Here is a 26,804-nt window from a genome sequence, read left to right as displayed (position 1 = left end):
CTGTTAACCGTTCGCAGGTGATCGCGCTCACCGATCACAGTGCGGCACACGACGACCGCTCCACCAGACGAGCACCGATTCGATACGTGCGCCCATCGGGTTCGAGCGAGTCCTTGATCTGCTGGAACAGCAGGTCCATTGCCACATTCGCCAACTGAGCGGCACCGTTGTCGACGACTGTGATTGCCGGCCGCCACATCGCGAGCCACGGCATGTCCTCGTGGCAGATCAGCGACAACTCGTCCGGCACCGACACCCCTCTGCCGACGAGCGTGGGCAGGATGCCGAAGACAGCCTCGTGGTTGGCCGCGTAGAGAGCAGTCATCGCCTGGGGTGCATCCAGTAGCGAATTGATCGCTTCGGCGCCGAATTCGGTGGTGAACGGGCCTTTCCGGACGATCGTCTCGTCGACCGGAATACCTGCGTCCGCCAGCGCCAGTCGATAGCCCTCGTAGCGCTCACGTCCGGACGTCGCATCCTCGTTTCCACCGACATACCCGATACGACTGTGCCCGAGTTCGATCAGGTGCGCTGTCGCGTCGCGAGCACCCGTTACGTCGTCTGCCAGCACCGTCGACGCAGAGCTCCCCTTCACCGAACGGATCAGGTTGACCACCGCTCGGCCCTGCTCCAGAAGCGCATTCGACGCCGCCGCACTTCGACCGCTGCCGATCACGATGGTTCCATCGACGCCGTGCTCGCCCAGCATTGCCAGTACGTCGTCCTCGCGCGCCGGATCGGCATCGGTGATGCAGAGCAGGACCTGAAATCCGCTGGCGGCTGCCCTCTTTTGGACGACCTCGGCGACAGTGTGAAAGGTCGCGTTGAGCAGGTTGTTCATGACCAGACCGATCAAATGCGACCGGTTGGAGCGCAGCGCGCTCGCAGCCCTGTTCGGCCGATACCCGAGAACCCGGGCCGCATCCTCCACCGCTGCCCGTGTCTCCGCTGAGATCAGCGACGATCCACTCAACGCGCGTGATGCCGTGCTGCGCGAAACCCCAGCAGCGCTCGCAACGTCGATCAAGGTGACCGCCATCGGTTCTCCGTTCTCTTGCTTCACGCCTCGGACAGACATATTCGACCGTGGTCGCGTTACGAGTACGTTTCCGGCTTGACGGCTCGACCACCCCGAAGGCAGTCTATGCAATCGATCCCATAAATGCGGGTACGACGCGGCGTCGATCGTCCCGAGCCCGAAAGGCACTCCTATGAATCGCGATGATGTCGCGTGGTCCGGTTACTGGCCCGCTGCTCCCACACCGTTCACGCAGTCGGGTGAAGTCGACACCGAGGCAATTTTCGACCTGATGAACCTCTACGCGCAGACGGGAGTTCACGGTGTCCTCGTGAACGGCAGCACAGGCGAATGGTTCAGTCAGAGCGACAACGAACGAAAGACCGTCGCGGAAGCATCGATCGATGCCGTAGCAGGCCGCTTCCCTGTCGTGATCGGTGTCAGCGCGTACACAGCCGCGCAGTCCTCCGCGCTGGCGAGGCACGCTGCTTCCGTCGGCGCGGACGGCATACTGGCAACGCCCCCGCCGTACGTACACACCTCGGCGGAGGAAACATTTCGGTACTACCGAAGTGTCAGCACCGCAACATCATTGCCGTTCATGGTCTACAACTGGCCGCGCGGCGTCGCCGTCGACATGGGTGACTCGCCCGGCTTGTTCTCGCGGCTGGCCGACCTGGAGAACGTCGTCGCGATCAAGGACAGCACCGGCGATTGGCTCGCCATGCTCGACACCGTCGAGGCCGTGTCCGACCGCGTCCGCGTATTCGGCAGCTTTCTGCATCGACGCGGCCTTGCCACACTGCTCGAGCTGGGCGGGGACGGCAACATCGACGGCGGTGGGGTGGGTGCACCCTTCGCGGTGCCGTTCTACGAGGCCGTCGCTGCACGGGACGCCGACACAGCGCGCATCTGGGTCGATCGTTATCGCGCGTTCTCGGGCCGGCTCATCGCCCCGGACTACAGCGGCGTGTACGCCTCCCCCATCCCCCAGTTGAAGGCCGTGATGAACCTTCTCGGTCAACCAGGAGGCACTGTGCGAGAACCACTGCTTCCGGTCACCGACGCCGACACGATTGCCGCGCTGCAATCCGTCATCGTCGAATCCGGAATCGACGATGCGTACACGACTGCTGGAGCTGTGCATGCGAACTGAAGTCGACGTCGTTGTCATCGGAGCCGGAATCGTAGGCGCAGCAACGGCTCTCGCCCTCACCCGCGCGGGATCCCGCGTCGCTGTCCTCGATCGCACCCTGCCCAACACCGCCGGCTCGGGTACGACCGCGGGCAACCTGCACATCCAGACGATTCACACCCGCAGGCCCGGGCAGGGCACAGCCGTCGACGTCGAACAGCTACTTCCGTTGCAGAAGTCAACGAGCACTCTGTGGAACACCATGGACGAGACAGTGCCCGGCCTCGGACTGAACCGGTGCGGCGGCTTCATGGTGGCCGAAACCGAAGAGCAGGTCCACGCCCTCATCACGAAGCACCGATGGGAACGCGATGCGGGGATTCCGACGGAGGTACTGAGCGGTGACGAAGCGCGGCAGGCGCTACCGCTGCTCGGCTCGAGCATTCAGGCCGCAACCTGGTGTCCCTGGGACGGATTCGCCGAACCCGATCTGGCGGGGCCCGCGATGCTGCGGCAGGCCGTCGCCGAGGGTGCCACAATCCATCCGTCGACGCCGGTGACCGGATTGACCCGTAACGATGGCGTGTGGAACGTGCGTGCGGGTGAACAAAGCTGGTTCGCCCCCGCCGTGATCGACGTAGCCGGTCCGTGGATGGCACCGATCGCCGCGATGGCGGGGATATCGCTCGAACTCGTCCCGACGTCGTTGCAAATGCACGCGCTGAAAGCCGCGCCCCGGACGCTCGAAGTGCTCGTACAGCACGTCGGAGAAGGAATGTCGATCAAGCAGGACCGTGCGGGACGCCTCGTCCTCGGCGGCGGTTGGCCCGCGGGTACGTTCCACGACACAGAGACGGCCCCCAGCAGATCCGACAGCACCACAGGGAATCTCGAGCAGGTTCGACGGCTTCTGCCCGCGCTCGGCGAGAGCCCGCTACTCGATACCTGGACCGGCCCGGTCGTCACGACGCCCGACGAGATGCCGGTCATCGGCGAACTGGACGGAGCCCCAGGCCTCTTCGTGGCAGGCGGCACCTACTCCTTCACGTTCGCCCCGTTGTGGGGGCACATTCTCTCGGACCTGGTACACGGCACCGAACCCGACGTCGACGTATCAGCGTTCTCTCCGAACCGACTCGTCCGGCTCCGGACTCACTGAAAGAAGGCTTCGCATGGCACTGGTCACGATGTTCGTCAACGGACAGGCGATGTCCGGCGGCACTCTGAACGACGCATTGCACAAGGCGCGACTCGTGGGGAAAGTCGATACCGCACCGAAATACCGATTTTTCTCCGTGCGCGACGAGTTTCCCGGTTTGCACCCGGTCGCAACCGATGGATTCGTGGTACCGGGCGAGCTGTACGAGGTCGAGTACGACGTATTGCGCGACGAGCTCCTTCCCAGGGAGCCGAGTGAACTCGAACTCGGGGTCATCGAGTTGGCGGATGGCTCGGGCTCCCTGTCGATGCGAATGCGTGAGAGCCACCTGACGGCCACGGGTGTCACCGACATCAGCGACCGCGGCGGATGGCTGACCTACCTTGCGAGCACCCGATGAAGGTCGTGCGCGGCGGAACGGTCGTCGAATCCCATTGGACCGCGAAGGCAGACCTGCTCATCGACGACGGCAGAGTCGTTGCGGTGCTCACCCCCGGCAGCGAGGTCGAAGCAGCAGCGGAGGTCATCGACGCAACCGGGAAACTGGTCATGCCGGGAGGAGTCGATCCGCACTGCCACGTCGGATTCACCTCCGGCGAATTCACCTCGCTCGACTCGTATCTCGAGTGCACGACGGCGGCCGTCTTCGGCGGCACCACCACGATCATCGACTTCGCCATCCCCCGTCCCGGTCAACAACCACTGGACGCCGCCGAGGTACAGCGTGCGAAAGCATCCAGCGGACTGTGTGATTCGGCCCTGCACGCCTGCGTCGTCGAGTGGACCGACACCACCGCCGACCAACTGAAGACGCTGGCCGACGCCGGCATCCGAACTGTCAAGATGTTCACCACCTACGCCGGTGAGACGATGGCCAACGAACACACCATCCTCAACACGATGCAGACCACTCGCGATCTCGGCGGAATGGTCATCATCCACTGCGAATCCGACGCGATCGTGACCGACGCGCAGAACCTCGCGGCGGCATCGGACGGTGTCGATGCCGCACACATGTCGCAAACGCGGCCGGAGCTCGCCGAGACCGCCTCGGTCGCAGCAATTCTCGCGATCGCCGAATCACAGAGTGCACCGGTCTACTTCGTGCATCAGTCCACCCCGGCTGCCGTCGAACTGGTCGCGGACGCTCGCAAGCGAGGACTTGTTGCTTTCACCGAATCGGTCGCCCACCATCTGATCCTCGACGACTCGGCCTATGAGGGTGAGCAACCGGAACGATTCGTCTGCTGCCCACCGCTGCGCTCGGCCGAGGTGGTCGAGGAACTCGGGCGTCACCTGTTCACCGGGCACATCACCACCATCGGTTCCGACCATTGCTGCTACGACACCGCACAGAAGCAGGTGCACAGCCACGACGTGCGGCATATGCCCAACGGACTGCCCGGAGTCGAGACGCGTCTCCCGGTGATCTACTCGCACTACGTAGACGGATTGGGTCTGACGGCAAGCAGATTCGTGGAGTTGACCGCGGCGAATCCAGCGCGCACCAATGGCCTGTATCCACGCAAGGGATCGCTGATGCCGGGGTCCGACGCCGACGTCGCGATATGGGATCCCGAACTGGAATGGACGGTGACCACCGAAACACTGCACATGGCGACCGACTACACCCCGTACGAGGGACACCGACTTCGAGGAAAGCCGGTCACCGTGATCGTGGGCGGCGAGATTGTCGTCCACGACGGCGAACTCGTCGACGCCACTCCCCGCGGACGCCACCTCGAAGCAACACCACTCGACTTCGGTGGAGCCTTCAGCATGTGAGGCCCGGACTCCTACCGTCGACGGGTTCAGCTGCCTAGACGTGGTGCTACTTCGGACTACTTGTCGGCGAGAGCTACTGCCGCCGCCAGGTATTCACGTGCGTCTCGAAACGTCTGTGCGACCCCGCGCCCGGCGATGGCGTGGTACCGACTCATTCGGTCGTCATCGAGAGCATCGAGGACGGTGCTGGAATCGGCGTGCATCCAACCACCGTCTCGGGCCAATTCGTGGGCACGCTTGCCGTGCAGGGCAGAAATTCCCTCGACCCTGATTCCCTTCGGATCGGTCGACGCCGCGAGGTAGTAGGCCTTCTTACCGGAGTAGCCGGCCTTGACCTTCTCACGCAACCGAAAGACGGCATCGGCCGCGTCGTCGATAGCCGACGCCAGTTCGTCGGAGCCCGATTCGGCGGCAGAGATCCGCGCGATCTCCGCATCGATCGCAGAAAGCAAAGTGGCGAGGTATTCGGGATCGCTCATATGCCCATGATGCCCTAGAACAGCGATCTCTCGGACCAGCACCCGACGAAAGAATATCGACATCTGCACAGTTCGGTGGGTCAACCTGGCCCTACCGCACAATCCAGATGCCTACCGACAGTCGCCGCGCAGTCGTGACACTTCTTCCTGCCTGAACGGAATCGGTCTGCGCCCGGCGTATCCAGAGCCGAAGTGACTCCGCCCCAACTGCTCGGCTCCGTCAGTTCGTGCAGCATTCGTAGCCGCCGGCGACGCCTAGTGTCGACGGTCGAGTAGGTACGTCACCGCAACCCCCGCAACCAGTCCCCAGAACGGTGCGCCGAGTCCTCCGACATCGGTACCGGAGATGGTGACCAGCAAGGTAATCAGGGGTGCTAGCACAGGTAGCCCGGTCGAGTCGGAGAACGCAGCAGTGAATGCGCCGCGTAGAGCCTCGAGCATGGCCAATCCTGCGAGAGCGGCGATGAAGGTTGCGGGTACCACGGCCAGTCCTCGCACCAGCAGCGGAGCGAGTAGACCCACCACGATGGCCAATGCGCCGCAGGTAATTCCTGCGGTGTACTGCCGCGATCGTTCACCCACGGCAACGAGCAAGGCATTGGTCGGACCGGCAAGACATGTCGACACCGCGCCCAGTGGCGCAACCAGAAGTGACCAGACACCGCAGGCGATGGTGACGACAGTCATCGGCGGCCGGTGGCCCGCAGAGTTCAGTACTGCAGCGCCCTGTCCGTTCTGTACCGCGACCACGGTGATGGCGAGAGGTATCACCAACTGAGCCATTGCCGCCCCGCTGAACGACGGCGCAACGAGTTCGGGCAGACCGACGAGGGGCAGCTCGGCCGCGGGGCCACTCAGTCTGGTGTACCCGCCGGATGCTGCGAGAGCAACGAGCCCGGCAACCAGTGCGGCGAGGACCGGGGGCACCCGTTTGGACCAGGTATCGGATCGGGTCAGCGCCAACCACGCCACGACCATGCTACCGGCGACGAGCACATTGGACGAAACCGACTGCACCAGTCCGGTTCCGAACGACAGAAACGCACCGGCAACCATGGCCATCACCACGCTGTGCGGCAGGAAGGCCATCAGTTTCGAGACCACGCCGGTAGCTCCCAGCACGATGATGAGCATCCCGGTGGCGAGGTAGGCCCCGACGACTTCCGGCCAGGTCAGCGATGCCAGCGACTGGCCGACCAGAACGGTGCCCGGAATAGTCCAGAAGAAACTCAGCGGCATCCGGTACGCCCAGCTCGCCACCACGGTGAGAATTCCGTTGAGCACAAACACACCGAAGACCCACGACGCGGTCTGCGCGGCGGTGAGCGAGCCGGCGGCTGCAGCGCCCATGATGACCGCAACCGGACCGGTCGCGCTGAACAGCACACCGGTTGCACCTGCGCCGAAGTACTGCCCGCCGAAGTCGGCGCGCAGGACACGCAGACTCGGCGGGCGCCGCTCCGGCAGTTCGCTGGAAGCCAGTCTCTCGAATATATCTGTCATTCAGCCACTTTCACCGGTTCGGTAGACGCACGATCGGACCTTCGCAGTACCCGAACCGCGGGGACAGCGGTTGTGACGAGCGCTCCGAGCAGCGCTACGACGGCGAAGATGTAGAACGCCGTGGACGACGCGATGCCGGCTCCGAGCAATATTCCGCCGAGTAGCGGGCCCAGTATGCCGCCGAGCCGGCCGAATCCGGCGCACCACGCAACACCTGCTGCGCGGGCGGTGGTGGGATAGTAGTTCGAGACGAATCCGTAGATCAGGACCTGGGTGCCGATGGCACCGATGCCGGCACCGGCAACGGCGACGAGCAGGACACCGAGCGGGAAGTTCAGTGTCAGCAGAACCAACGACAGTGCGGCGAGGCAGAAGGTGACTGCGATGACCCGTTGCGGTCCGGTGCGATCGGCGACACGGGAGGCGATCAGTCCGCCGATGATGGCACCGCCGTTGAGCACCAACAGGAATGACAGTGAGCCCTTCGCGTTGTATCCCGCCTCGGACATGATCTGTGGAAGCCAGGTGTTGAGGCCGTAGGTCAGCAGTAGGCCGGAGAAGCTCATCAGACCCAGAAGGGCTGTCGGACGTAGAAGGGGTTTACGAGCCAGCGCGGCAAACCCGACCCGATCCCCGGCGACAGCAGGCTCGACCTCGGGCATCGGAATACCGGTTCGATCACAGATCTGTTGGGCGTCGGCGACGCGTCCGTGTGCCAACAGCCATCGTGGGGACTCCGGCATCCGAAGCACGGCCAGCGGCAGCAGCACGAACAGCGGGAGAGCTCCGATCCAGAACAGTCCGCGCCACCCGATCGAATCCTGCAGGGTGATCGCAGCCAGCGATGCCAGCACACCGCCTGCTGGGATGCCGCTGTAGACGATGGCGTTGAACAGGTTTCGTCGTCCGGGCGGTGCGAACTCGGCGATCATGGCACCGACAGTGGCGACGAGGCCACCGACTCCGATGCCGGTCAGGAACCGAAGTAGGCCGAACATCGTGATGTTCTGTGCGAGGGCAGTTGCCCCCATCCCCACCGAGAACCAGACGATGCACGTCAACATCGTTCTGCGACGACCGATCCGATCACCGAAAGCACCGGCCGTCAAGGCACCGACCATGACTCCGATCAGGGCGTAGGAACCCAGTGCGCCGGCAGTTTCCGGATCGAGCGCGCCCAGCTGAGCGGAATCGGCGAGCAGAGTCGGCAGCACGGTACCGTAGACGACGAGGTCGTAGCCGTCGAAAACAATTGCTGCCGTTGACAGTGCAACGATCCACAACACACTTCGGCGGTGTCGGTCACTGGCCCAACTGGAGTTGGTGGTGGAGTCCGGGGCATTCATCGGGGATCCTTTTCGGTCAGGGGGTACCGCGTCGAGACTGCATCGGCGCTGACGGCCGAGCGGGTAGTTTCACTGTTCCAGACTGTGCGCCGAGTCACACCAGGGCTTTGCCTAGCGCCTACCTCGGCATTACGAAAGTTGTTGTCTTCCAATCATGTTGCCGAGGTTTCATCGGTCGCTCGGGCGGCCGCCAATTCGGCTCTCGAACGGATACCCATCTTGGCGTACACCCTGGTCAGATGAAACTGAACAGTCTTGACCGACAAGAACAATTCGGCGGCGACCTCGCGATTGGTCATTCCCGTGGCGACCAGGCTCGAGACGGCATCCTCCTGCGGAGTCAACGCGTCGTGGGCCCGGTTCTTCAGGACCGCGTGCACGCCACCCGCTTTCAGCTCACGGTCGCACCGCCGAACGTACGTATCGGCACCCAGCGCGAGATAGCCCTCTCGGGCGGCGCTGACGACTGCATCGGCCTCGCGTCGCTTACCTGCCCTGCGCAGGGTCTGACCGTAGGCATAATTGACCCGGGCGCGATCGTATGTCAGAGGTAGCGGCGCGAGCGATGCCAGCGCATCCTCGAATGAGGCTCGCGCAGAGTCGAGGTCGCCGATCGCGCCGTGCAGGCGGCCCCGCGCGCAGGCAAGACGCGCGTGTGCGGAGCGATGACCACGGTCTCGCACTCTGGCCTCGTGCGGAGTCAGAAACTCGTCGGCCTCGTCGAGTCGGCTCTCGACTATCAACGCGTTGGCATACACATCGGGCCAAGCCCAGAAACCAGGTTCGGACACATCGGCGTGAGCCCACTGCTCGGTCAACGGTGCAAGAGCGCGTAGGACGCCGGCATAGTCGGCTCGAGCCTCCGCGATGGCAGCACGGCCGAGAGCCGTCGGCACCCGCATGATCGCGTAATCGCGCGCGCCGGAATTGCCTCGATGCGCACTGGCCGCAGCGGCCTCCCAATCTCCGCGGAGCGCGTGGATCTGCGTTGCGGTCCACTGGAGCAGAGGAAGGATCAACGCGGCACCGGAGCGGTCGGCCAGATCGGAACCAGCTCCGACCAAGCGCAGCGCAGCATCCCACTCGCCGGTGACGAAATAGGTGCGCGCCAGCCAACCATGAGCCCACAACGAGATTCGCGTCGAACCGCCGAGGAAGTCCGTCGGTGCTGCGGCTTCGAGCTCGGAGCGCGCGAGATCGATGCGGTCCGTTGCGAAGTGCAGCCAGCCTGCGCCCATCTGCACACGTTGCCCGACTGCCCCGGTACTGGCGTGACCCCACAGGTCTCGGTAACTGCTCAGCGCTTCTGCGACAAGGCCCGTGCCCGCCAAACCGAGACCTCGAATGGACTGTGCCTCCACCGCGGTTGCGTGGTCGGCTCCGACGAGTTCCACTGCGCGATCGGCCCACCGAACGAGGTTGGCACCGTCGCAGCGCGCCAGATTGTGCAATACCTGCCGATGACAGATCACGGCGGCGACCTCGGGGTCGTGTCGCGTCCGGACCAGCTGCCATGCCCGAGTGAGCCGAGCTTCGGCTTCGTTGGGGCGGCCCCGCAGGATGGCCAGGTACCCGAGAACGGCATTGCGAGTCGGGGTCTCGCGAAAACTTTCGATCTCGGCAATGTAATCCGAGGCCGTGCGCATGTCCCCCGCACCGATCAAGGCGTCCACCGCGCGAACCAATCGATCCTCTCGCTCGGCCGGCTCCTGTGTCGACCGACTGGACAAGAGGTAAAGTCCTGCTGCCGTTGCCCATTCACCCCTACTTGCCCGAGAGGCGGCGAGAGTGTCCAATCGGTCCGATACCAGCGGGTCGGGCAGTGGCGACGCTTCGACCAGATGCGCGAGCTGATCGGCCGGGTCGGCCTCGGCTGCTGCAGCGGCTCGGTGCAGTTGTGCTCGCTCGACTCTGCTCATCGTCGAGAGCACCGCGGCGCGCACCGTCGGATCGGGAGGCTCGAGGATGGTGGCTGCCGAGCTGCGCCGGACGTTCACCAGTGCGAGCTCCTCCGCGAGATCGACAGCAGGCCAGGGGTCTTCGATGCCGGCGACCTGGCACACCGTCGTCAACGGTCGGCCGCATTCGAGAACTGCGACGGCTGTGATCAGGTGTCGGGCCTCGTCGGTACACAGCCCGAGCGTCGTCCGAACCTCGGCCGCCACGAAAGCAGGTGCCGGCAACTCGGGGCGAACACCCTTCCAGGTCTCGCCAGGCACCTCGTTCAGCAACGCCAGTACGTACCGAGGGCGTCCGCCGGTGTGTCGCGCAAGGTGCGCAGCCGAGGACGGCGACAGAATGACCCCCTGCAGCGCAGCAATTTCGGCCACGGCCGCCACTGTCAGTGCCGGTACCGCCAGCGACAGGTCTGCGGCGCGGTCGAGAACCCGATGCGATTCGATACTGCCTTCGGGCAACGGCTTTCGAGTACACACCACCGCCAATTTCCCGTACCGATGATGCCGAACGGCGGAGGCGAGTGCACGGAGCGAGTCCGCATCGCAGTCGTGTGCGTCGTCGATCAGCAGGACTGTCACACAGTCCGGCGGCAACGCGTCGGCGACTCGGTTTCCCCAATCGACCGGCTCGGCCCCCTCTATGTCGATATCTGGGACGAACTGCCTGACGAGGGCGAACGGCACCTGCGTTTCCCACGGCACCGCACCGATGCGGCGCACCACCGTGCGCTGCACCTCGGTACCGACCGTCCGTTCCAGCTGCCGGAGAATCGACGACGCGCCGATGCCAGGCGGTCCGGTCAGCACCGCGAAAGTCGACTCAGTCGCGGACGCACCGACTGCCCGGAACAGGACGTCCACCAGTTCACCGCGGCCGATCAACGGTGAAGGTGACATGACGCCACCGTATCCGCGGAGCCGGAGTGCGTCCGGCAATCGAACCAACACCGTCATGACTCAGCCCGGATCGCCGCCGGCCACCGGGAGCACGGTGCCGGTGATGTACGACGCCTCGTCGGAGGCGAGGAAGCAGATCGCCGCGGCCTGCTCGTCGAGTGTTCCGTAGCGTTTGAGCAGCGAGGACTCCACCGTTTGGTCGACGATGGCCTGGTACCAGTCCTTCTCCTGGTCGCTGGAGGGCGCGGGCCCGCGAGCAACGCGCCGTGCCGGTGCGTCGGTTCCGCCTGGAGCGGTGGCCACCACACGAACACCATGCGGTGCCGCCTCGAGTGCCAGAGTCGCAGTGATCGCGTTGACGCCGCCCTTCGCTGCTGCGTAGGGGACCCGGTGGATGCCGCGGGTCGCGACCGAGGAGACGTTGACGATGGTGCCGGCACCACGTTCGATCATGTGTGGGATCACGGCTCGGCAGGACCACAGCGTCGGAAAGAGCGAGCGGGAAATTTCCTTCTCGATCTGCTCGGGCGGGTACTCGGCGAGCGGTTTGGCCCAGATGGTGCCGCCGACAACGTGAATGGACACGTCGATGCGACCGTGCGCGGCGAGTGCGGCGTCGACCACCGCCGAAGCGCCGTCCCATGTTTCGAGGTCTGCGATCACGGGGGCAGCCTCGACGCCGTCTCGCCGAAATTCCTCGGTGAGCGATTCCACCAACTCGGACCGGTCGGCCAGGATCAGCGATCCGCCTTCGGCACCGATGCGCCGGGCGACGCATTCCCCGATGCCCTGAGCCGCGCCGGTGATCAGCACGACCTTGCCTGCGAACCGACCCGGGCTGACGAACTTGGGGCGTTTGTTCGACCGGGATTCGTGCATGGCGCGTTTCATCGTCGCCTTCGAGCGGTCGGCGTGATCGGCGATCAGCGTCCGTGCGCGCGCACGGTCCTCGGCCTCGAACGCGTCGACGATGTCCAAGTGGTCCTGAGCGCAGAGCGGATCACACCAGGTCGCGTTACGCAGCACGTCCTCCATCGCCGCTTTGACCCCGAGGGCCCGATAAGCCTGCAGCAGGTGCTCGTTGCCCGTCTGGGTGAAGAGGTAATCGTGGAAGGCAGCGTTGGTCTCGGTGTAGGCGGCGGCGTCGACGAACCGATCTCCGTCGACGTAGCGGGTGGTGGTCTCCGCCAGCAATCGGTAGCCGGAGATCTGCTGCGATGACAGTCGGCCGATCACGAGTTCGAGGGCACCGAGTTCGAGGGCGCGCCTGGCCTCGAACACCGCGTCCGACTCATGCACGGAGGGATGTTCCTCGCCGATCTCGTACCCCGAATTCGAGGCAGACACCGGGGTAACTTCGGAACTCCGCACGACGAGCGGCTGAATATCTCGCGGCGGCCAGATACGTTGCGCTGCAACGGAGTGCGCCTCCGGGGTCAGGGCCAGGTCTAGGCTCTCGTCCAACCCGCCCCGGTCGGCCGTCGAGCCGGCCACGGCGACGCGCTGACCTGCGATCGCGCGCATGGTTTCCGCCTCGTCGGACGCCGAGAAGCCCGTGTTTCGCTCGTGCAGAGGTTCCCTTACGCGACTGCCGAACACCGCTCGTCCGAAGATGCGCCTGCCGTCGAGAGCGGGTTCGAGGTCGGCCGATGCTGCAGGTACGACGTCGGCATCGACTGTGGCGACTGCCGCGTCGATGGTCGGTTGCCGGTCGTCGTTCGCCAGAACCTCCGTCGCAGAATCGGTGTCGTCGAGACTCTCCTTCACAGCTGCCGAGGACGGCGCGAACTTCTCGTAGTAGAAGCCGGTCGGTTCGATTCCGGCCTCGGTGAAGTGCATTCGGACGGCCTCGACCATCGGAGGCGGACCGCAGAGGTAGACCGCGATATCACCGCCGTTGAGGTGTGCGTCGGTCAACAGGGCGGTGACGTACCCCTTGTTCGTAGCCGTGGTGCGGGGATCCGAGACGCAGTGATCCCACGTGAACGAGTCGAGCGCACTTGCCAGATCGGCGAGTTCGTCCAGCTGGACGACGTCGTCGTCGGTGCTGACTCCATACACGAGATGCACTGGACGACTGCTCGATTCGGCCGCCAGGGTACGCAGAATCGACAGGATCGGGGCCAGCCCGGTCCCGCCGGCCAACAGCAGCGCAGGCCGCTGAGCCTCGCGCAGAAAGAAACTGCCGTGTGGGCCGGTGAACGAGATCTTGTCCCCCACGGCCGCCGTGTCGTTCAGGTAGGTGGACATCAGGCCACCCGGGGTGAGCTTGACCAGGAACTCCAGCTCGTCGGATCCCGACACGCAACTGAAGGAATAGGACCTGGTTTCCTCGGACCCGGGGACGGTGATGTTCACGTATTGGCCCGGAAGAAAGGCGAGTGCTCGGTCTGCCGGTGCCTCGACGGCGAGCCTGACCGTCGTCGGAGAGAGTTTCTCCACGGCGGTCACGACCGTGTCATGCGTTGCCGCTTGGGTTTTCGCCACCGCCGATGTGCTGGCGATCTGCAGTACGAGATCGGAGGTGGGCTTCATGCTGCAGGGCAGGCAGTAGCCCTCGTCCGATTCGGACTGCGAGAGCGCGTCGTCGAGGTAGGTACCGCCGTCGTACTCCCCCGATTCGCACAAGGCCTTGCAGGTTCCGCACGCACCGTCCCGGCAATCGAGAGGGATGTTGATCCGCGAGCGATAGGCGGCGTCGGCGACGGTCTGTTCGTCCTCGCAGGTGATGAAGCGGGTGACACCGTCCTCGAAAGACAGTGCGACGGAATGACTCACGATGGAACTCCTCGGGATTACGGCAGATCGATCAGAAGTGATAGATGTCGACGACGTGATGGATGTAGTCGTTCTTCAGCACCACGGTCTTGCGCCGGATGAGCGGCGAGTCGCCGGAAAAGTCGACCGTGTAGAACGATGTTCCGTAGTACGGATCGATGGTCTTGTAGCGGAAGTACATCGTGTGCCAGTTGAATCGAACGTCGACGATATCTCCCCGACGTTCGATGACCTCGACGTTGCTGATGTTGTGACTGGTCCGTGGTTCGGGTATCGACGTGGCACTGGACCGTTCGGTCCGGATGCGGAACACCCGATCCTCCAGCCCACCTTTGTTCTCGTAGTAGATCAGCGAAATGTCGGTCTGCGGATCCTCGGTGAGCAGGTCGTTGTCGTCCCAGCAGGGCATCCAGTACTCGACGTCGTCCGCGTAGCACGTGAGCCACTTCTCGAACTCGCGATCGTCGAGGTAGCGCGCTTCGCGGTAGAGGAATTGCTCGATGGAGGACTGGGTGATCAGCCGAGACGAGGCGGCACGGTCGGTATCGGTGTTGTCGACGGTGGCAGTCATGTCAGACCTCCTGTGCTGCAACGGGTGCGGAGTCGGCTTCGCGCTGCTTGTCGAGGGCAGCGAGCAGGGTTCTGCGCCAGTAGCCGTGTTGGACGGGGAACAGGCCCTCGTCTTCGTTCTTGACACCCGCCGAGATGACACCGGGCATGTCGAGTGCCTCGGCCACCGGGTCGGGTCCGGTGAGCCAGTGCTCCGCGCCGCGGCTCATGTCGTTCCACGGCGCATTGGTCGCCTGGAACGTCAGTTGGCACGAGCGGAACTCCTCCAGGTCGTCGGGTGTCGCCATGCCGGAGGCGTTGAAGAAGTCCTCGTACTGCCGGATCCGATGTGCGCGAGCCTCTTTGCTCTCACCCTTGGGAGCGATGCAGTAGATGGTGACCTCGGTCTTGTTCGGCGCGATCGGCCGGAAGTGCCGGATCTGTGTGCTGAACTGGTCCATCAGATAGACGTTCGGGTACAGGCACAGGTTGCGTGAACCCTTCACCATGAATTCGCCCTTCGCGTCGCCGAACTTCTCCTTCAACGCGTCCATCTGGTCCCACAGCGGGCGGTCCTGGGGGTTGGCCGCCCAGGTCCACAAGCAGAGATGGCCGTTGGGGTAGGACCAGTAGCCACCGCCGGACTTGCCCCAGCCCCCGGCGTCGAGCGCCTTGGTGGTGTTCTTCGATTCACCGTTGTTGCGGCGCGAGGTGGTCGCGGCGTAGTTCCAATGCACGGCACTGACGTGATAGCCGTCGGCCCCGTTCTCCGCCTGCACTTTCCAGTTTCCGTCGAAGGTGTACGACGAGGATCCACGGAGGACTTCAAGGCCCTCGGGTGACTGGTCGACGAGCATGTCGATGACCTTCGTCGTGTCACCGAGGTGCTCGGACAGGGTCGAGACGTCGTCGTTCAGGCTCGCGAAGAGGAATCCGCGGTAGCTCTCGAAGCGGGGCACCTTGGTGAGGTTGTGCGATCCGTCGACGTCGAACGTGTCGGGGTAGCCGGCACCGTCGGGATCCTTGACCTTCAGCAGTGTGCCGTCGTTTCGGAACGTCCAGCCGTGGAACGGACAGGTGAGCGTGGTGCGGTTGTCCGTCTTGCGTCGGCACAGCATCGCACCGCGATGGGCGCAGGCGTTGATGAGGCAATGCAGCTCGCCGTCCTTGTCACGGGTGATGACAACGGGCTGTCGACCCATGTGCACCGTGAAGTAATCGCCGTTGTTCGGGAGCTGACTTTCGTGGGCCAGGTAGATCCAATTGCCCTCGAAGATGTGCTTCATCTCGAGCTCGAAAACCTCCTCGTCGGTGAAGATGCTGCGGTTGGCGCGGTAGATGCCCGCCGCGACATCGTCGATCACCGCTCTGTCGATCGTGTTATGTACGTGATCCAGCATGTCGGTCATATCGGGTTCCTCCAGGCGCTTCGAAGTCGATTACAAGCGACTGTGTCAGGGAGTGGTCGCCGTCACACCAGGGCTTTGCCTAGGCCCAACCTGGGGGTCTATTGATATTTATGGCTTATCAATCGGCCGCAAATAGGTCTTTGTCAACGATGGATTGGGCCTCTAGTGTGGTCGGGGTCACCCCCTGGACGAACAGAAAGGCTCGGTCATGGAACTTCGGCACCTGTACCACTTCGTGGCCGTGGCCGAGACTCGGCACTTCGGGCAAGCCGCTACGCGGCTGCACCTGGCTCAGCCGGCGTTGTCGCAATCGGTTCGCCAGTTGGAGGCCGAGCTGGGTGTGACGCTGTTGGCCAGGACAACCCGCCAGGTGAGCCTTACTCCGGCGGGAGAGTTCTTCTACCGAGAAACGCTCCGCAACCTCGACAACCTCGAGCAGAGCGCGCGAGGAGTCCGAAGGATCGCCGAGGGCCGATACGGGTTGGTACGCATCGGCTTCACCGGTACCGCTGCCTTCGACCAGCTACCGCCGATTGCGCGAGCGATCAAACAGAGGCTGCCCGGCATCGCCTTGGAAATTCACGGCGACCTGCTGACCCCGGCGCAGGTCGACGGGCTGCGCTCGGAACATCTCGACGTCGCTGTGCTGCGACCACCTGTTGCGGGCGACGATCTGGTGTTGCGCACCATCACCACGGAATCGATGGTGCTCGCGCTGCCCGTCGATCATCGGTTCTCCACCGAACCGGCGCTCGACGTCGCCGATCTGGCCCACGAGGACTTCGTGATGTACTCCGACACTCATTCGGTCGTCAACGAAGCTGTGGTGTCGAGTTGTCGCGCAGCAGGTTTCAGCCCCCGTCGTGAACACGAGGCCCCGGATACTTCGGTCCTGCTGGCACTCGTCGCAGCGGGATTGGGTGTTGCGTTGGTTCCGGAATCCGTTCGTGCCCTGCAGTTGAACGGTGTTGTGTTCCGCGACATCGCCGGCGCGAGCACCATCGATCTGGCGTTGGCCTGGTGCCGAGACAGGCCCTCTGCACTCGTCGATGCGCTCGTCGGTGCCCTCGAAGACGCGGGCGTTCTGCCCCGCCTCGAGCGATCCGTCCCCTCCCAGCCGAAGGACATTGCATGAAGATCGTCGCCGTCGACGCGATCCCATATTCGATCCCGTACCGAAAACCGCTGAAGTTCGCCAGCGGTGAGGTCGCTGCGGCCGATCACGTGTTGGTTCGGGTGCACACCGACGACGGCATCGTCGGTATCGCCGATGCTCCACCCCGACCCTTCACCTACGGCGAGACCCAGCGCGGAGTGGCTGCGGTGATCGAGACCCTCTTCGCCCCCGCGATCATCGGCCTCACCCTCGTCGAGCGCGAGGTGGTGCATGCGAAACTGGCTCGCACCGTTGGCAATCCGGTGGCCAAATCGGCGGTTGACATGGCGATCTGGGACGCACTGGGGCAGACACTCGACCTCCCCGTCACCGAATTGCTCGGCGGATACACCGACCGGATGCGAGTGAGCCACATGCTCGGGTTCGACACGCCGGCAGCGATGGTCGACGAAGCCATCAAGATGCGGGAGACGTACGGAATCGACATCTTCAAGGTCAAGGTCGGCCGCCGACCGATAGGCCTCGACATCGCGGTCGTCCGCGCACTCCGCGAGGGCCTCGGTGCCGACACCGAACTGTATGTCGACGGCAATCGTGGCTGGACCGCTGCCGAATCTGCACGCGCCATGAAAGAGATGTCCGACCTCGGACTGACCCTCGCCGAGGAACTGTGCCCGGCCGACGACGTCCTCGGCCGCCGTTGGCTGGTCCAACAACTCGACGTCCCCTTCGTGGCCGACGAATCGGCGACCACACCGGCCGAGGTCACCCGGGAAATTCTCGGTGGTTCCGCGACCGCGGTGAGCATCAAGACCGCTCGTACCGGATTCACGACGTCGCAGCGGACCCACCACCTGTGCGAGGGCCTCGGAGTCGACGTGGTGATGGGCAACCAGATCGACGGACAACTCGGGACGGCGTGCACCGTCGCATTCGGTGCCGCGTTCGACCTGACGTCGCGTCGGGCAGGCGAGCTGTCCAACTTCCTCGACATGAGCGACGACCTTCTCACCGAGAGCCTCGAAATTCGGGACGGCACGCTCAGTGTCCTGCCGGGCTCGGGACTCGGTGTGCGCATCGACCCGGACAAACTCGCGAAATACCGAACCGACCAATGATTTTCAGCCCCCGAACAACACTTTTACACAAGGAGCAGACATGAGTGTCGATCACGCAGAAACGAACAACCTGAGCGGCGAGATGGCGACCGCCGCCGCATCGGGTGCGAACGCCACCCAGCGCTTCACCTCCGACAAGCAGGCCGCTGCCCACACTCCACCCGAGCGCGTCAGTCTGCTTGCCCGCCAGGTGCTTTCGGCGGTCCACGAGACGGTCCGCGAACACAAGGTGACCTACGACGAGTACAACGCGCTCAAGGCATGGCTCATCAACGTCGGTCAGACCGGTGAATGGCCACTGTTCCTCGACGTCTGGGTCGAGCACGTGGTCGAAGAAGTGGCCGGCGAATCCCGCGAGGGCAGCAAGGGCACCATCGAAGGCCCGTACTACGTTCCGGACGCACCCGAGCTCGGATCGGCCGCAATCCTGCCCACCCGCGACGGCGAGAAGGGAACCCCGCTGCTGTTCCAGGGCCAGGTCAAGGCCGTGGACGGATCGCCGCTGCCGCATGCCGTCATCGAAATCTGGCACGCCGACGCAGACGGCTTCTACTCGCAGTTCGCGCCGGGAATCCCCGAATGGAATCTGCGCGGCACCGTGACCACCGACGATCAGGGCCAATTCTGGATCCACACCATGAAACCTGCGCCCTACCAGATTCCGACCGACGGGGCGTGCGGCAATCTCATCTCGGCCGCAGGCTGGCACCCGTGGCGGCCGGCGCACCTGCACCTCAAGGTCGCCGCCGACGGCTACCAGCAGATCACCACTCAGCTCTACTTCCCCGGTGACGCGCACAACGACGACGACGTCGCCAACGCCGTCAAGCCGGAACTCATTCTGGACCCGAAGGATGCCGACGGTGGCCAAGAAGTGACGTACGACTTCGTACTCGACAAGGACTGAGACACATGCTGTTTGCTGTGAAGATGGACGTCGCGCTGCCGCAGGATCTCGACGCGGACGTACGAACCGACACTCTCGCCAGAGAGAAGGCGTACTCGCAGCAGCTGCAGCGCGACGGCGAGTGGGTGAGCATCTGGCGACTCGTAGGTCAGTACTCGAACCTCAGTATCTTCGATGTGCGGGACAACGAGCGACTGCACGAGATTCTGTGGAATCTGCCGCTGTTCCCGTACATGAGTATCGACGTGAGCCCACTGGCCAAGCATCCGTCGGACATTTCCGCGGTGTGAGCGATGACCTGGCACGGTGAGCAGTGGCGGGACGAGCGCTGGCGGGACGAACTCGGCGACGCGTTTGCCGGACTGGTGCCCGAGGCCATCGACGACCGACCGTTGACCGGACGAATCGCGGGCACCACGGTCGGTGCGCTGGGTGCCTTCGAGGTCGCAGGCTCGCCGCAGACGGTGCGACGGTCCCGCTCGGCAGTGCGCAGACGACCCACCGATGCGGTGAAGGTGTGTGTGCAACTGCAGGGTCGCGCGATCGTGCGGCAGGGCGATCGCGAACTGGTCATTCGTGCGGGGCAGCTCGGAATCTACGACACCCGACGAGCATACGATCTGCGGCTGGAGGGCGACTGGCGTTGCGCGGTGATGGCATTCCCGCCCAGTGCGCTTCGGCTGCCGCACAAATTGATCGATGCCACGATGCAGCGAGCACATGACGTCGGCTCCGGCCCGGGCGCGGTACTCGACTCCTTCGTCCGGGCAGCGCTCTCGCAAACGGCCGACGACGCGGTCGATTCCGGCTCGGCTCTGCGCTTCGCCGACGCCGGGCTCAGCCTCATCAGCAGTGCCCTCACCTCGGGTACTGACATCGATGTCGACGAAGCAGGTGAGCAAGCCAGGAAGCTGGCCATCCTCACCTACATCGATCAGCACCTCCTGGACCCCGACCTGTGTCACCATTCCGTTGCCGCGGCATTTGCCATGTCGGCGCGCAGTCTCGACCGATTGTTCGGTGGCGAAATCGCCACTGTCACAGCGACTATCCGCGAGATGAGACTCGACGGTGCCCGCCGAGATCTACTCTCGGCCCGAGCGGCGAGGTCCACGGTCGGTGCTGTTGCCGGGCGTTGGTGCTTCTCCGACGCGGCACACTTCAGTCGACTGTACAAGCGCAGATTCGGTATCAGTCCGTCCGCGGAACGCACCGCGCTTCGCTGAGCTTCGGTCGACGAACGAAGCTGTCCGGCAACGGATCCGCCGATACTAGGCGTGAATCGGCAAGAAATGCGGCGGAAATCGACAACAGCGATGCCCCCTCGATCCGCACACTGAATGCCTACCGGTGTGGTGCCGGTCACTGGTGAGAGGATCGAACAAGATGGACGATGCATTCGACTACGTGATTGTCGGTGGCGGATCCGCCGGCTGCGTACTGGCGTCGCGACTGAGCGAAAACCCCGAAGTCACAGTGCTGCTGCTGGAAAGCGGTGGCCGCGACGATCACCCGGACCTCGCAGTTCCCCCTGCCTGGCCGTCGCTCTGGGGTAGCAACGTCGACTACTCCTACAACACGGTTCCGCAGGCGGCGGCCGGCGGCGGTGCGCACAATTGGCCGCGCGGTCATACTCTCGGCGGGAGCAGCTCCATCAATGCGATGGTCCACCTGCGCGGACACCGAAACGACTTCGACGCCTGGGCGGAGGCGGCGGGGGAATCGTGGTCGTACGACGCAGTGCTGCCGTATTTCATGAAGTCCGAGACTGTCGTCGGTGGGGACCCGAAGGTTCGCGGAGACAAGGGCCCGTTGCGTCCGGCTCCGTCGTCCTCGCCGAATCCCGTGTCCCAGACGTTTCTCGATGCGGCCACCGAGGCCGGTCATCCGATCACCGACGACTTCAACGGCACCGAGCAAGAAGGTGCGGGTTGGCACGATCTGGCGATCTCGGACGGTGCCCGGCTCAGCGTGGCATCGGCTTACCTGACACCCGTCGAGGCGCATCGACCCAACCTGACCGTGTCGACCGGATCGCGGGCGCAGCGCCTGGTGGTGGAGGACGGCCGCTGCGTTGCCGTGAGATACCGACGTGACGGCGAGCCGATGACGGCGTCGGCCCGACAGGACGTCATTCTGAGCGCGGGTGCCGTGGATTCGCCGCGGTTGCTGCTGCTGTCCGGAATCGGCCCGGCGGAGGAACTGCAAGAGCTCGGCATTCCCGTCGTACACGACCTACCGGGTGTGGGGCGGAACTTGCACGACCACCCCCTCTGCAGTGTGGTGTACGAAGCAGCGCAACCGATTCCGCCCGCGTCCACGAATCACGCCGAGGTGTCCATGCTGTGGCGCAGCGATGACGAGCTGGACGGTCCGGACATGCAGTTGATGTTCATTCACGTGCCGTTCCACCAGCCGACCCTGGTCGCCCCGGAGAACAGCATCACGTTCGGTGTCACCACCGTGCCCGACAGTCGCGGCAGCGTTCGGCTGGCGACGGCCGACCCGGACGATCTGCCACTGATCGATCCGGCGTACCTCACCGCAACGTCGGACGTGGACCGACTGGTCGACGCTATTGCTGTGGCCCGCAACATCGCCGCGACCGACGCCTTCGCGGCGTGGGGTCTGACGGAGGTGCTTCCCGGCCCCCAGGTCGATTCGGACGCAGCACTGCGGGATTACGTCTCCCGAGGCACGGGGACCTACTACCACCCGGTGGGTACTTGCGCGATGGGAACCGGCCCTGATTCCGTCGTCGGGCCTGACCTTCGGGTGCACGGCATCGACGGCCTGCGCGTGGTCGACGCGTCCGTCGTACCGAGAGTCGTGTGTGTGAACACCAATGCCGCGACGGTGATGGTTGCGGAGCAGGCCGCGGACCTGATCGGTTGATCGGCAACGTATTTCGAGAACTAAAAACTTCCGAGGGAAAGAGAATCAGCGTGAGCAACACACTGTTGGGTACCAACTGGCACGGCCAGATCTACAGCGGCGGTTGGCGTGCCGGTGGTGGCGGCACAACGAGTACCACCGAACCGGCAACCGGTGCGAGTCTGGGCGAGATCGGGCTGGCGAATGCGGGTGACGTCGATGATGCCGTGGCCATGGCCCGGGCCGCGCAGCCGGCGTGGGCAGCCACCCCCGGCCACGAGCGCGCTGCTGTGATCCGGGACATCGCGAAGCTGCTCGAGGCGCACCGCGGCGAGTTCGAGGAATGGCTCATCCGCGAGGGTGGATCGGTACCGGGCAAGGCTGCGTTCGAGGTCGGGCTCGTATTGAGCGAGCTGTGGGAAGCGGCAGCTCTGCCCACCCAGCCCTACGGCCATCTGCTGCCCACCAGCGAAGCCGGCCGTTCCAGCGTCGGCCGTCGCGTACCTATCGGAGTCGTCGGTGTCATCAGTCCGTGGAACTTTCCGCAGATCCTGTCGATTCGCGCCGTCGCTCCCGCACTGGCCCTCGGAAATGCAGTCGTGCTCAAGCCGGACGTGCAGACCGCGGTATCGGGTGGAGTGTTGTTCGCCCGTCTCTTCGAGGAGGCCGGAGTGCCGGAGGGACTCTTGCACGTGCTGCCGGGCGACGCCGAGCCCGGGGCTGCGGTTGCCGAACATCCCGGCATCGGGATGGTGTCGTTCACCGGCTCCACCGCTGTCGGTCGGAAAGTGGGTGAGGCTGCCGGACGCACGCTCAAACGCGTCTCTCTCGAACTCGGTGGCAACAACGCACTCATCGTGCTCGATGACGCGGATCTCGAGGCCGCCAGTTCAGCAGGTGCGTGGGGATCGTTCTTGCATCAGGGACAGGTCTGCATGACCGCCGGCAGGCACATCGTGGTCGAGTCCGTTGCGGACGAGTACCTCGATCGCCTTGCTGCACGAGCGAAGAACCTTCCGGTGGGAGACCCGTTCACCGAACAGGTCGCGCTCGGACCGTTGATCAACGAGACGCAGCTGAAGAACGTGGACCGTATCGTCTCCGAGACCGTGGCGGCCGGGGCGGAGGTTCGCGCCGGCGGAAAGCATCGCGAATTGTTCTACGAGCCTACGGTTCTCGCGGGGGTCACCTCGTCGATGGCCGCGTTCCGGGAAGAGATCTTCGGTCCGGTGGCTCCCGTGGTCGTCGTACGCGACGAGGACGAGGCCGTCGCTGTCGCCAACGACACCGAATACGGTCTCGTGGCCGCAATCCAGACCGGATCGGCCGACCGCGGTCGCCATCTCGCCGACCGCCTGACCACAGGAATAGTGCACGTGAACGACCAGACACTGAACAACGACGCATATGCCCCGTTCGGTGGAACCGGAGCCTCGGGCAATGGTGCACGATTCGGTACCCAGAGCAGTTGGGACGAGTTCACTCAGTGGCAGTGGCTCACTGTTCGCGACCACGCTCATCCGTTCCCGTTCTGACCGACGCCGAGCTACGCCGTGTCCGGACCCGGTCAGGCCCTGCAACGGCCGGGTCGGCGCTGGCATCCGTGGACTCTGCCCGCCATCGATGAACATGGTTTCAACATCACAGCAAGGAGTTCGCATGGCACAACCTGATTCACTCGTTGACGACGTCACGACCGAGACGGTCACGTCGGCCGACGGAACGCCGATCGGAATACATTGCCTCGGATCCGGTTCACCTGTCGTGATAGTTCACGGCAGCATCTCGACAGCGCAGTCGTGGTTACAGGTAGCCGCACATCTCGCCGTCCACCACCGGCTTTTCGTTGTCGACCGCCGAGGACGAGGCCTGAGCGGCGATGCACCGGAGTACACACTCGGGACCGAGGGCGCCGACATCGCGGCCGTCCTCGCCCGGGTGACCGAGTCGACCGGTACCGTTCCGGCTCTGGTCGGCCACTCCTCCGGCGCGATATGCGCCCTCGAAGCCGCTCGACGTGGTTCCGAGCCGGCAGCTCTCGTGCTGTACGAACCACCACTGCCGGTGGACGGTCCGGTCGCGGGTGAACATCTCGCCCCGTACGCTGCAGCGATCGCTGCAACCGACAACGATGCGGCGATCCGAATCGCCATGGAGCATTTCATTCGCATACCCGCGGCCGAGACCGAAGCTATTGCCGCGACACCGTTGTGGAGACAGTTCCTTGCTTTGGCACCGACCTGGACTCGGGAGTTGGAACAGATCGACGCATGCGCCTCGGCGATGTCCCTGTACGGCGAACTTACAACCAGAACTCTGCTCCTCGTGGGCGAACACAGCCCACCGCACCTGGTCGGGGCTTCCGACCATCTGGAATCCAGTCTCCGCGACGTATCGAAACAGGAATTGACCGGACAAGCGCACTTCGCGAATCTCGTCGATTCAGGTTCGGTCGCCTCAGCGATCGACACCTTCCTCTGTCACTGACACTCCTGCAGGGATCATCGGTACCGTTGGCCGGCAGTCCTTTCCGAGACTGCCGGACGATGGTTCCGCTCGACTGTTGAGCACCGGAGCCACGCCTCGGTTGACGACACAGCTCATCGCGTTTCAGGATCCGGCCCGCCGGCTCGGACCGAGCGAATGCATCGTCGAGAGAGGCCACAAAAATACGGCTCCGAATTTTCTACGGAACCGCCTTCGCACTGCACTGTGTCGGGCTGACAGGAATCGAACTTGCGACCTCTTGACCCCCAGCTGGATCGACCATACTTCGATGGACCCACCCGGACGCAACACACAGCTGCTGACCAGGTGTTCTCGTCCGAATCGGTCCAGGTCAATCCGCCCTCGGTCGAACCGAGTAGTGACACGCTCGCGGCACGCTGGAACACCGATTGCTACATGCGGATCCACCGAAGGCCCGCACGCAACACACCGGTACACCGCTGCGAAAAGTGATCGAACGACCGACCCGACCACGGCCTCGTACCAAGACAGCGGGGACACCCCGCTCAACGGGCAAAGCTACAACCTCCGTGTCCAGCGTCCGAGCTCTGGCTAAGGCCGATCGCTCGAAAGCTCGGGCGCGATCGGGAAGAAAGGAGCAGACTCCCTATCGGATCAGTTGCAGCTGGAACGGACGTGCTGTCGTGGGCGATCGACATCGAGAGGACCACCTGGCGCCCGATCACGTTTCGAGCATCGAGACGCCGAATGCATCGATAGGCATCACCCGCTATTTCATCGACACCGGACGGCTCGAATGGGATGCCCGTGCCGCCGACATCTTCGATGCGGGCCTCGATCCCCGGCCGGCGATCGAAATCTGGCACGAGCGTGTGCACCCGGAAGACGCGCACCTGCTGGTCCAACTCTACGAGGACGCAAGCGCCGACGTCGGTGCGGAGTGTATCTACCGGGTTGTTCTCTCCGACGGCACCGTTCGCCACATTCTCACTCGAAGTGTCGCCGTAGAAACCGCGCCCGATGGCCATCCGACGGTTCTGACCGGAGTAGTTTCGCAGGTCCGACCGCATATCGGTACGAGCGAACGCCTCGGTACAGTTCTGGACTCCGTCTCGCTGGGTTTCGCGATTCTCGACCGCGACATGATCATCCGTTACGTCAACACACAAACCGAACGGCACCTCGGCATCGGCCGGGATCAGCTCATCGGACGACATCTGCACGACGCGCTCCCCGCTACCCAGGGCTCGTACTTCGACGACCTTCACCGCGACGCGTTGCTCACCCGAGGAGAGGTCAGCATCGAAGGACCCGCACTCTTTCGCCCCGACACGATCATGGAGGTGACCGCCAACTACGTCGAGGACGTCGTCGCAGTCAGTTTCCGCAACGTCACCGATGCAGTTCACAGAGCCACACGACTGCTCGACGCATACCGGGAACTTCTCGCCAAATCCCGACTCGACGACCTCACAGGGGTGCTGAACCGCTCTGCACTGTTCGAACGAATCGAGAGGGTCAGCGCCGAAATATCGCTCCCCACAGCAATATTGTTCATCGACGTCGACAACTTCAAGACCATCAACGACACCCACGGCCATCTCGTCGGCGATCACGTTCTACGTATCACCGCCGCCCGACTTGCCGACCTGTGCAATTCCAACACCGTCCTCGGCCGGATCGGGGGCGACGAATTCGTCATAGCGATGTTCGACGACGACGAACCACTGAAGACGACGAACGAGCCCGAACAACTCAGCCGACGACTACGCCGTGCAGCCCGCGCACCCATCGACTTGAACGACTCCACCCTCTCGATCGAATTGAGCGTCGGAATCGCACACAACGCGGGCGAGTCGACGCTCGAGGACATGCTCACCCGAGCCGACCTCGCTCTGTACGAACACAAAACCAACATCTCCCACATCGACGTCCCTCGCCCGACAAAGCCTCAGCACTGACCGCTGACGGAAACGGATCAGACCCCTCCGACACCTGTTCAACGGATCACTGTGATCGGATCGCAGTCAAGGTGGATATGTCCGGATGGGCGAAGCAATGCCTCGCCACCCAAGGGTCGTACAGACCCCACGCCTTCCGTTGTATCGCAGCGTCATCCTCCACGGGGCTGACCGTCGAAACATCGGAAGAAGTCGTCGGACTCCCCGCAAATCCAGACGTCCGCGGCCTCGTCCTTGTGCGGGGCACTGCGGTCAGGCCTTCTTCCGTTCGATCGTGTGAGTACCGAGTAGTGACACTCCCGCAGCAGGCAGACGAAAAAAGGTGCCTCCGGATCTCCGAAA

Annotated in this window: 21 protein-coding genes; 13 read left to right on the top strand and 8 right to left on the bottom strand. The window is 64.0% G+C overall.

Going from position 1 to position 26,804, the window contains the following annotated elements; translation table 11 throughout:
* Window positions 1–34 precede the first annotated feature (34 nt).
* Window positions 35–1,039 carry a LacI family DNA-binding transcriptional regulator gene (locus tag CH251_RS16930; RefSeq protein ID WP_094614229.1) on the bottom strand — a complete coding sequence of 335 codons (1,005 nt, stop codon included), beginning with the start codon at window positions 1,037–1,039 and terminating at the stop codon, window positions 35–37.
* A 172-nt stretch (window positions 1,040–1,211) separates the two neighbouring features.
* Here CH251_RS16930 and CH251_RS16925 point away from each other — a divergent pair, with 172 nt between their 5' ends.
* The 4 genes from CH251_RS16925 to hydA are packed head-to-tail and all read left to right on the top strand — an operon-like array spanning window position 1,212 to window position 5,097.
* Window positions 1,212–2,174: a dihydrodipicolinate synthase family protein gene (locus tag CH251_RS16925; RefSeq protein ID WP_094614185.1), complete on the top strand. Its 963-nt coding sequence runs from the start codon at window positions 1,212–1,214 to the stop codon at window positions 2,172–2,174.
* Complete coding sequence (locus CH251_RS16920) at window positions 2,164–3,312, top strand: FAD-binding oxidoreductase (protein WP_094614184.1); 1,149 nt, start codon at window positions 2,164–2,166, stop codon at window positions 3,310–3,312. The genes CH251_RS16925 and CH251_RS16920 overlap by 11 nt, the downstream gene beginning before the upstream one ends.
* A gap of 13 nt (window positions 3,313–3,325) precedes the next feature.
* Window positions 3,326–3,712: a gamma-glutamylcyclotransferase gene (locus CH251_RS16915; protein WP_094614183.1), complete on the top strand. Its 387-nt coding sequence runs from the start codon at window positions 3,326–3,328 to the stop codon at window positions 3,710–3,712.
* A complete protein-coding gene (gene hydA, locus CH251_RS16910) occupies window positions 3,709–5,097 on the top strand; it encodes a dihydropyrimidinase (RefSeq protein WP_094614182.1) in 1,389 nt (462 codons plus the stop codon). Before CH251_RS16915 ends, hydA begins: the two co-directional genes overlap by 4 nt.
* Before the next feature lie 56 nt (window positions 5,098–5,153).
* On the opposite strand, the gene CH251_RS16905 is transcribed toward hydA, so the two are convergent.
* From CH251_RS16905 to benA, 7 genes are all read right to left on the bottom strand, one after another.
* Window positions 5,154–5,576 carry a phosphate acetyltransferase gene (locus tag CH251_RS16905; protein ID WP_094614181.1) on the bottom strand — a complete coding sequence of 141 codons (423 nt, stop codon included), beginning with the start codon at window positions 5,574–5,576 and terminating at the stop codon, window positions 5,154–5,156.
* Between the two features lie 255 nt (window positions 5,577–5,831).
* Window positions 5,832–7,079 carry a benzoate/H(+) symporter BenE family transporter gene (locus CH251_RS16900; RefSeq protein ID WP_094614180.1) on the bottom strand — a complete coding sequence of 416 codons (1,248 nt, stop codon included), beginning with the start codon at window positions 7,077–7,079 and terminating at the stop codon, window positions 5,832–5,834.
* Entirely contained in the window at window positions 7,076–8,425 is a 1,350-nt protein-coding gene (locus CH251_RS16895) for an aromatic acid/H+ symport family MFS transporter (protein WP_094614179.1), read from the bottom strand. Before CH251_RS16895 ends, CH251_RS16900 begins: the two co-directional genes overlap by 4 nt.
* A gap of 152 nt (window positions 8,426–8,577) precedes the next feature.
* A complete protein-coding gene (locus CH251_RS16890) occupies window positions 8,578–11,280 on the bottom strand; it encodes a LuxR family transcriptional regulator (RefSeq protein ID WP_094614228.1) in 2,703 nt (900 codons plus the stop codon).
* A 60-nt stretch (window positions 11,281–11,340) separates the two neighbouring features.
* Window positions 11,341–14,058, bottom strand: a complete 2,718-nt coding sequence (gene benC / locus CH251_RS16885) for a benzoate 1,2-dioxygenase electron transfer component BenC (RefSeq protein ID WP_094614178.1) — start codon at window positions 14,056–14,058, stop codon at window positions 11,341–11,343.
* A 31-nt stretch (window positions 14,059–14,089) separates the two neighbouring features.
* On the bottom strand, window positions 14,090–14,629 hold the full coding sequence (gene benB / locus CH251_RS16880; protein WP_094614177.1) for a benzoate 1,2-dioxygenase small subunit: 540 nt from the start codon (window positions 14,627–14,629) through the stop codon (window positions 14,090–14,092).
* Window position 14,630: 1 nt separating this feature from the next.
* Window positions 14,631–16,016, bottom strand: coding sequence for a benzoate 1,2-dioxygenase large subunit (benA, locus tag CH251_RS16875; RefSeq protein WP_094614176.1), 1,386 nt, complete (start codon window positions 16,014–16,016; stop codon window positions 14,631–14,633).
* A 208-nt stretch (window positions 16,017–16,224) separates the two neighbouring features.
* Here benA and CH251_RS16870 point away from each other — a divergent pair, with 208 nt between their 5' ends.
* From CH251_RS16870 to CH251_RS16830, 9 genes are all read left to right on the top strand, one after another.
* Window positions 16,225–17,151 carry a LysR family transcriptional regulator gene (locus CH251_RS16870; RefSeq protein ID WP_094614175.1) on the top strand — a complete coding sequence of 309 codons (927 nt, stop codon included), beginning with the start codon at window positions 16,225–16,227 and terminating at the stop codon, window positions 17,149–17,151.
* Entirely contained in the window at window positions 17,148–18,251 is a 1,104-nt protein-coding gene (locus CH251_RS16865) for a mandelate racemase/muconate lactonizing enzyme family protein (protein WP_094614174.1), read from the top strand. Before CH251_RS16870 ends, CH251_RS16865 begins: the two co-directional genes overlap by 4 nt.
* A gap of 40 nt (window positions 18,252–18,291) precedes the next feature.
* Complete coding sequence (catA, locus tag CH251_RS16860; protein WP_094614173.1) at window positions 18,292–19,158, top strand: catechol 1,2-dioxygenase; 867 nt, start codon at window positions 18,292–18,294, stop codon at window positions 19,156–19,158.
* 5 nt (window positions 19,159–19,163) lie between these two features.
* The gene (gene catC / locus CH251_RS16855) at window positions 19,164–19,448 is read left to right on the top strand and encodes a muconolactone Delta-isomerase (RefSeq protein ID WP_094614172.1); all 285 of its coding nucleotides are present in this window, start codon (window positions 19,164–19,166) and stop codon (window positions 19,446–19,448) included.
* A gap of 3 nt (window positions 19,449–19,451) precedes the next feature.
* Complete coding sequence (locus CH251_RS16850) at window positions 19,452–20,384, top strand: helix-turn-helix domain-containing protein (protein ID WP_094614171.1); 933 nt, start codon at window positions 19,452–19,454, stop codon at window positions 20,382–20,384.
* Between the two features lie 160 nt (window positions 20,385–20,544).
* Entirely contained in the window at window positions 20,545–22,053 is a 1,509-nt protein-coding gene (locus CH251_RS16845; protein ID WP_094614170.1) for a GMC family oxidoreductase, read from the top strand.
* A gap of 50 nt (window positions 22,054–22,103) precedes the next feature.
* The gene (locus CH251_RS16840) at window positions 22,104–23,567 is read left to right on the top strand and encodes a benzaldehyde dehydrogenase (RefSeq protein WP_094614169.1); all 1,464 of its coding nucleotides are present in this window, start codon (window positions 22,104–22,106) and stop codon (window positions 23,565–23,567) included.
* 124 nt (window positions 23,568–23,691) lie between these two features.
* Window positions 23,692–24,519 (top strand): alpha/beta fold hydrolase, encoded by an 828-nt coding sequence (locus tag CH251_RS16835; protein WP_094614168.1) that lies wholly within the window; start codon window positions 23,692–23,694, stop codon window positions 24,517–24,519.
* A gap of 665 nt (window positions 24,520–25,184) precedes the next feature.
* Complete coding sequence (locus tag CH251_RS16830; protein ID WP_094614167.1) at window positions 25,185–26,462, top strand: diguanylate cyclase; 1,278 nt, start codon at window positions 25,185–25,187, stop codon at window positions 26,460–26,462.
* Window positions 26,463–26,804 lie beyond the last annotated feature (342 nt).

The organism is Rhodococcus sp. 06-462-5 (assembly GCF_002258315.1).
Classification (GTDB): Bacteria; Actinomycetota; Actinomycetes; order Mycobacteriales; family Mycobacteriaceae; genus Rhodococcoides.
This window is presented reverse-complemented; position numbering and strand designations above follow the sequence as displayed.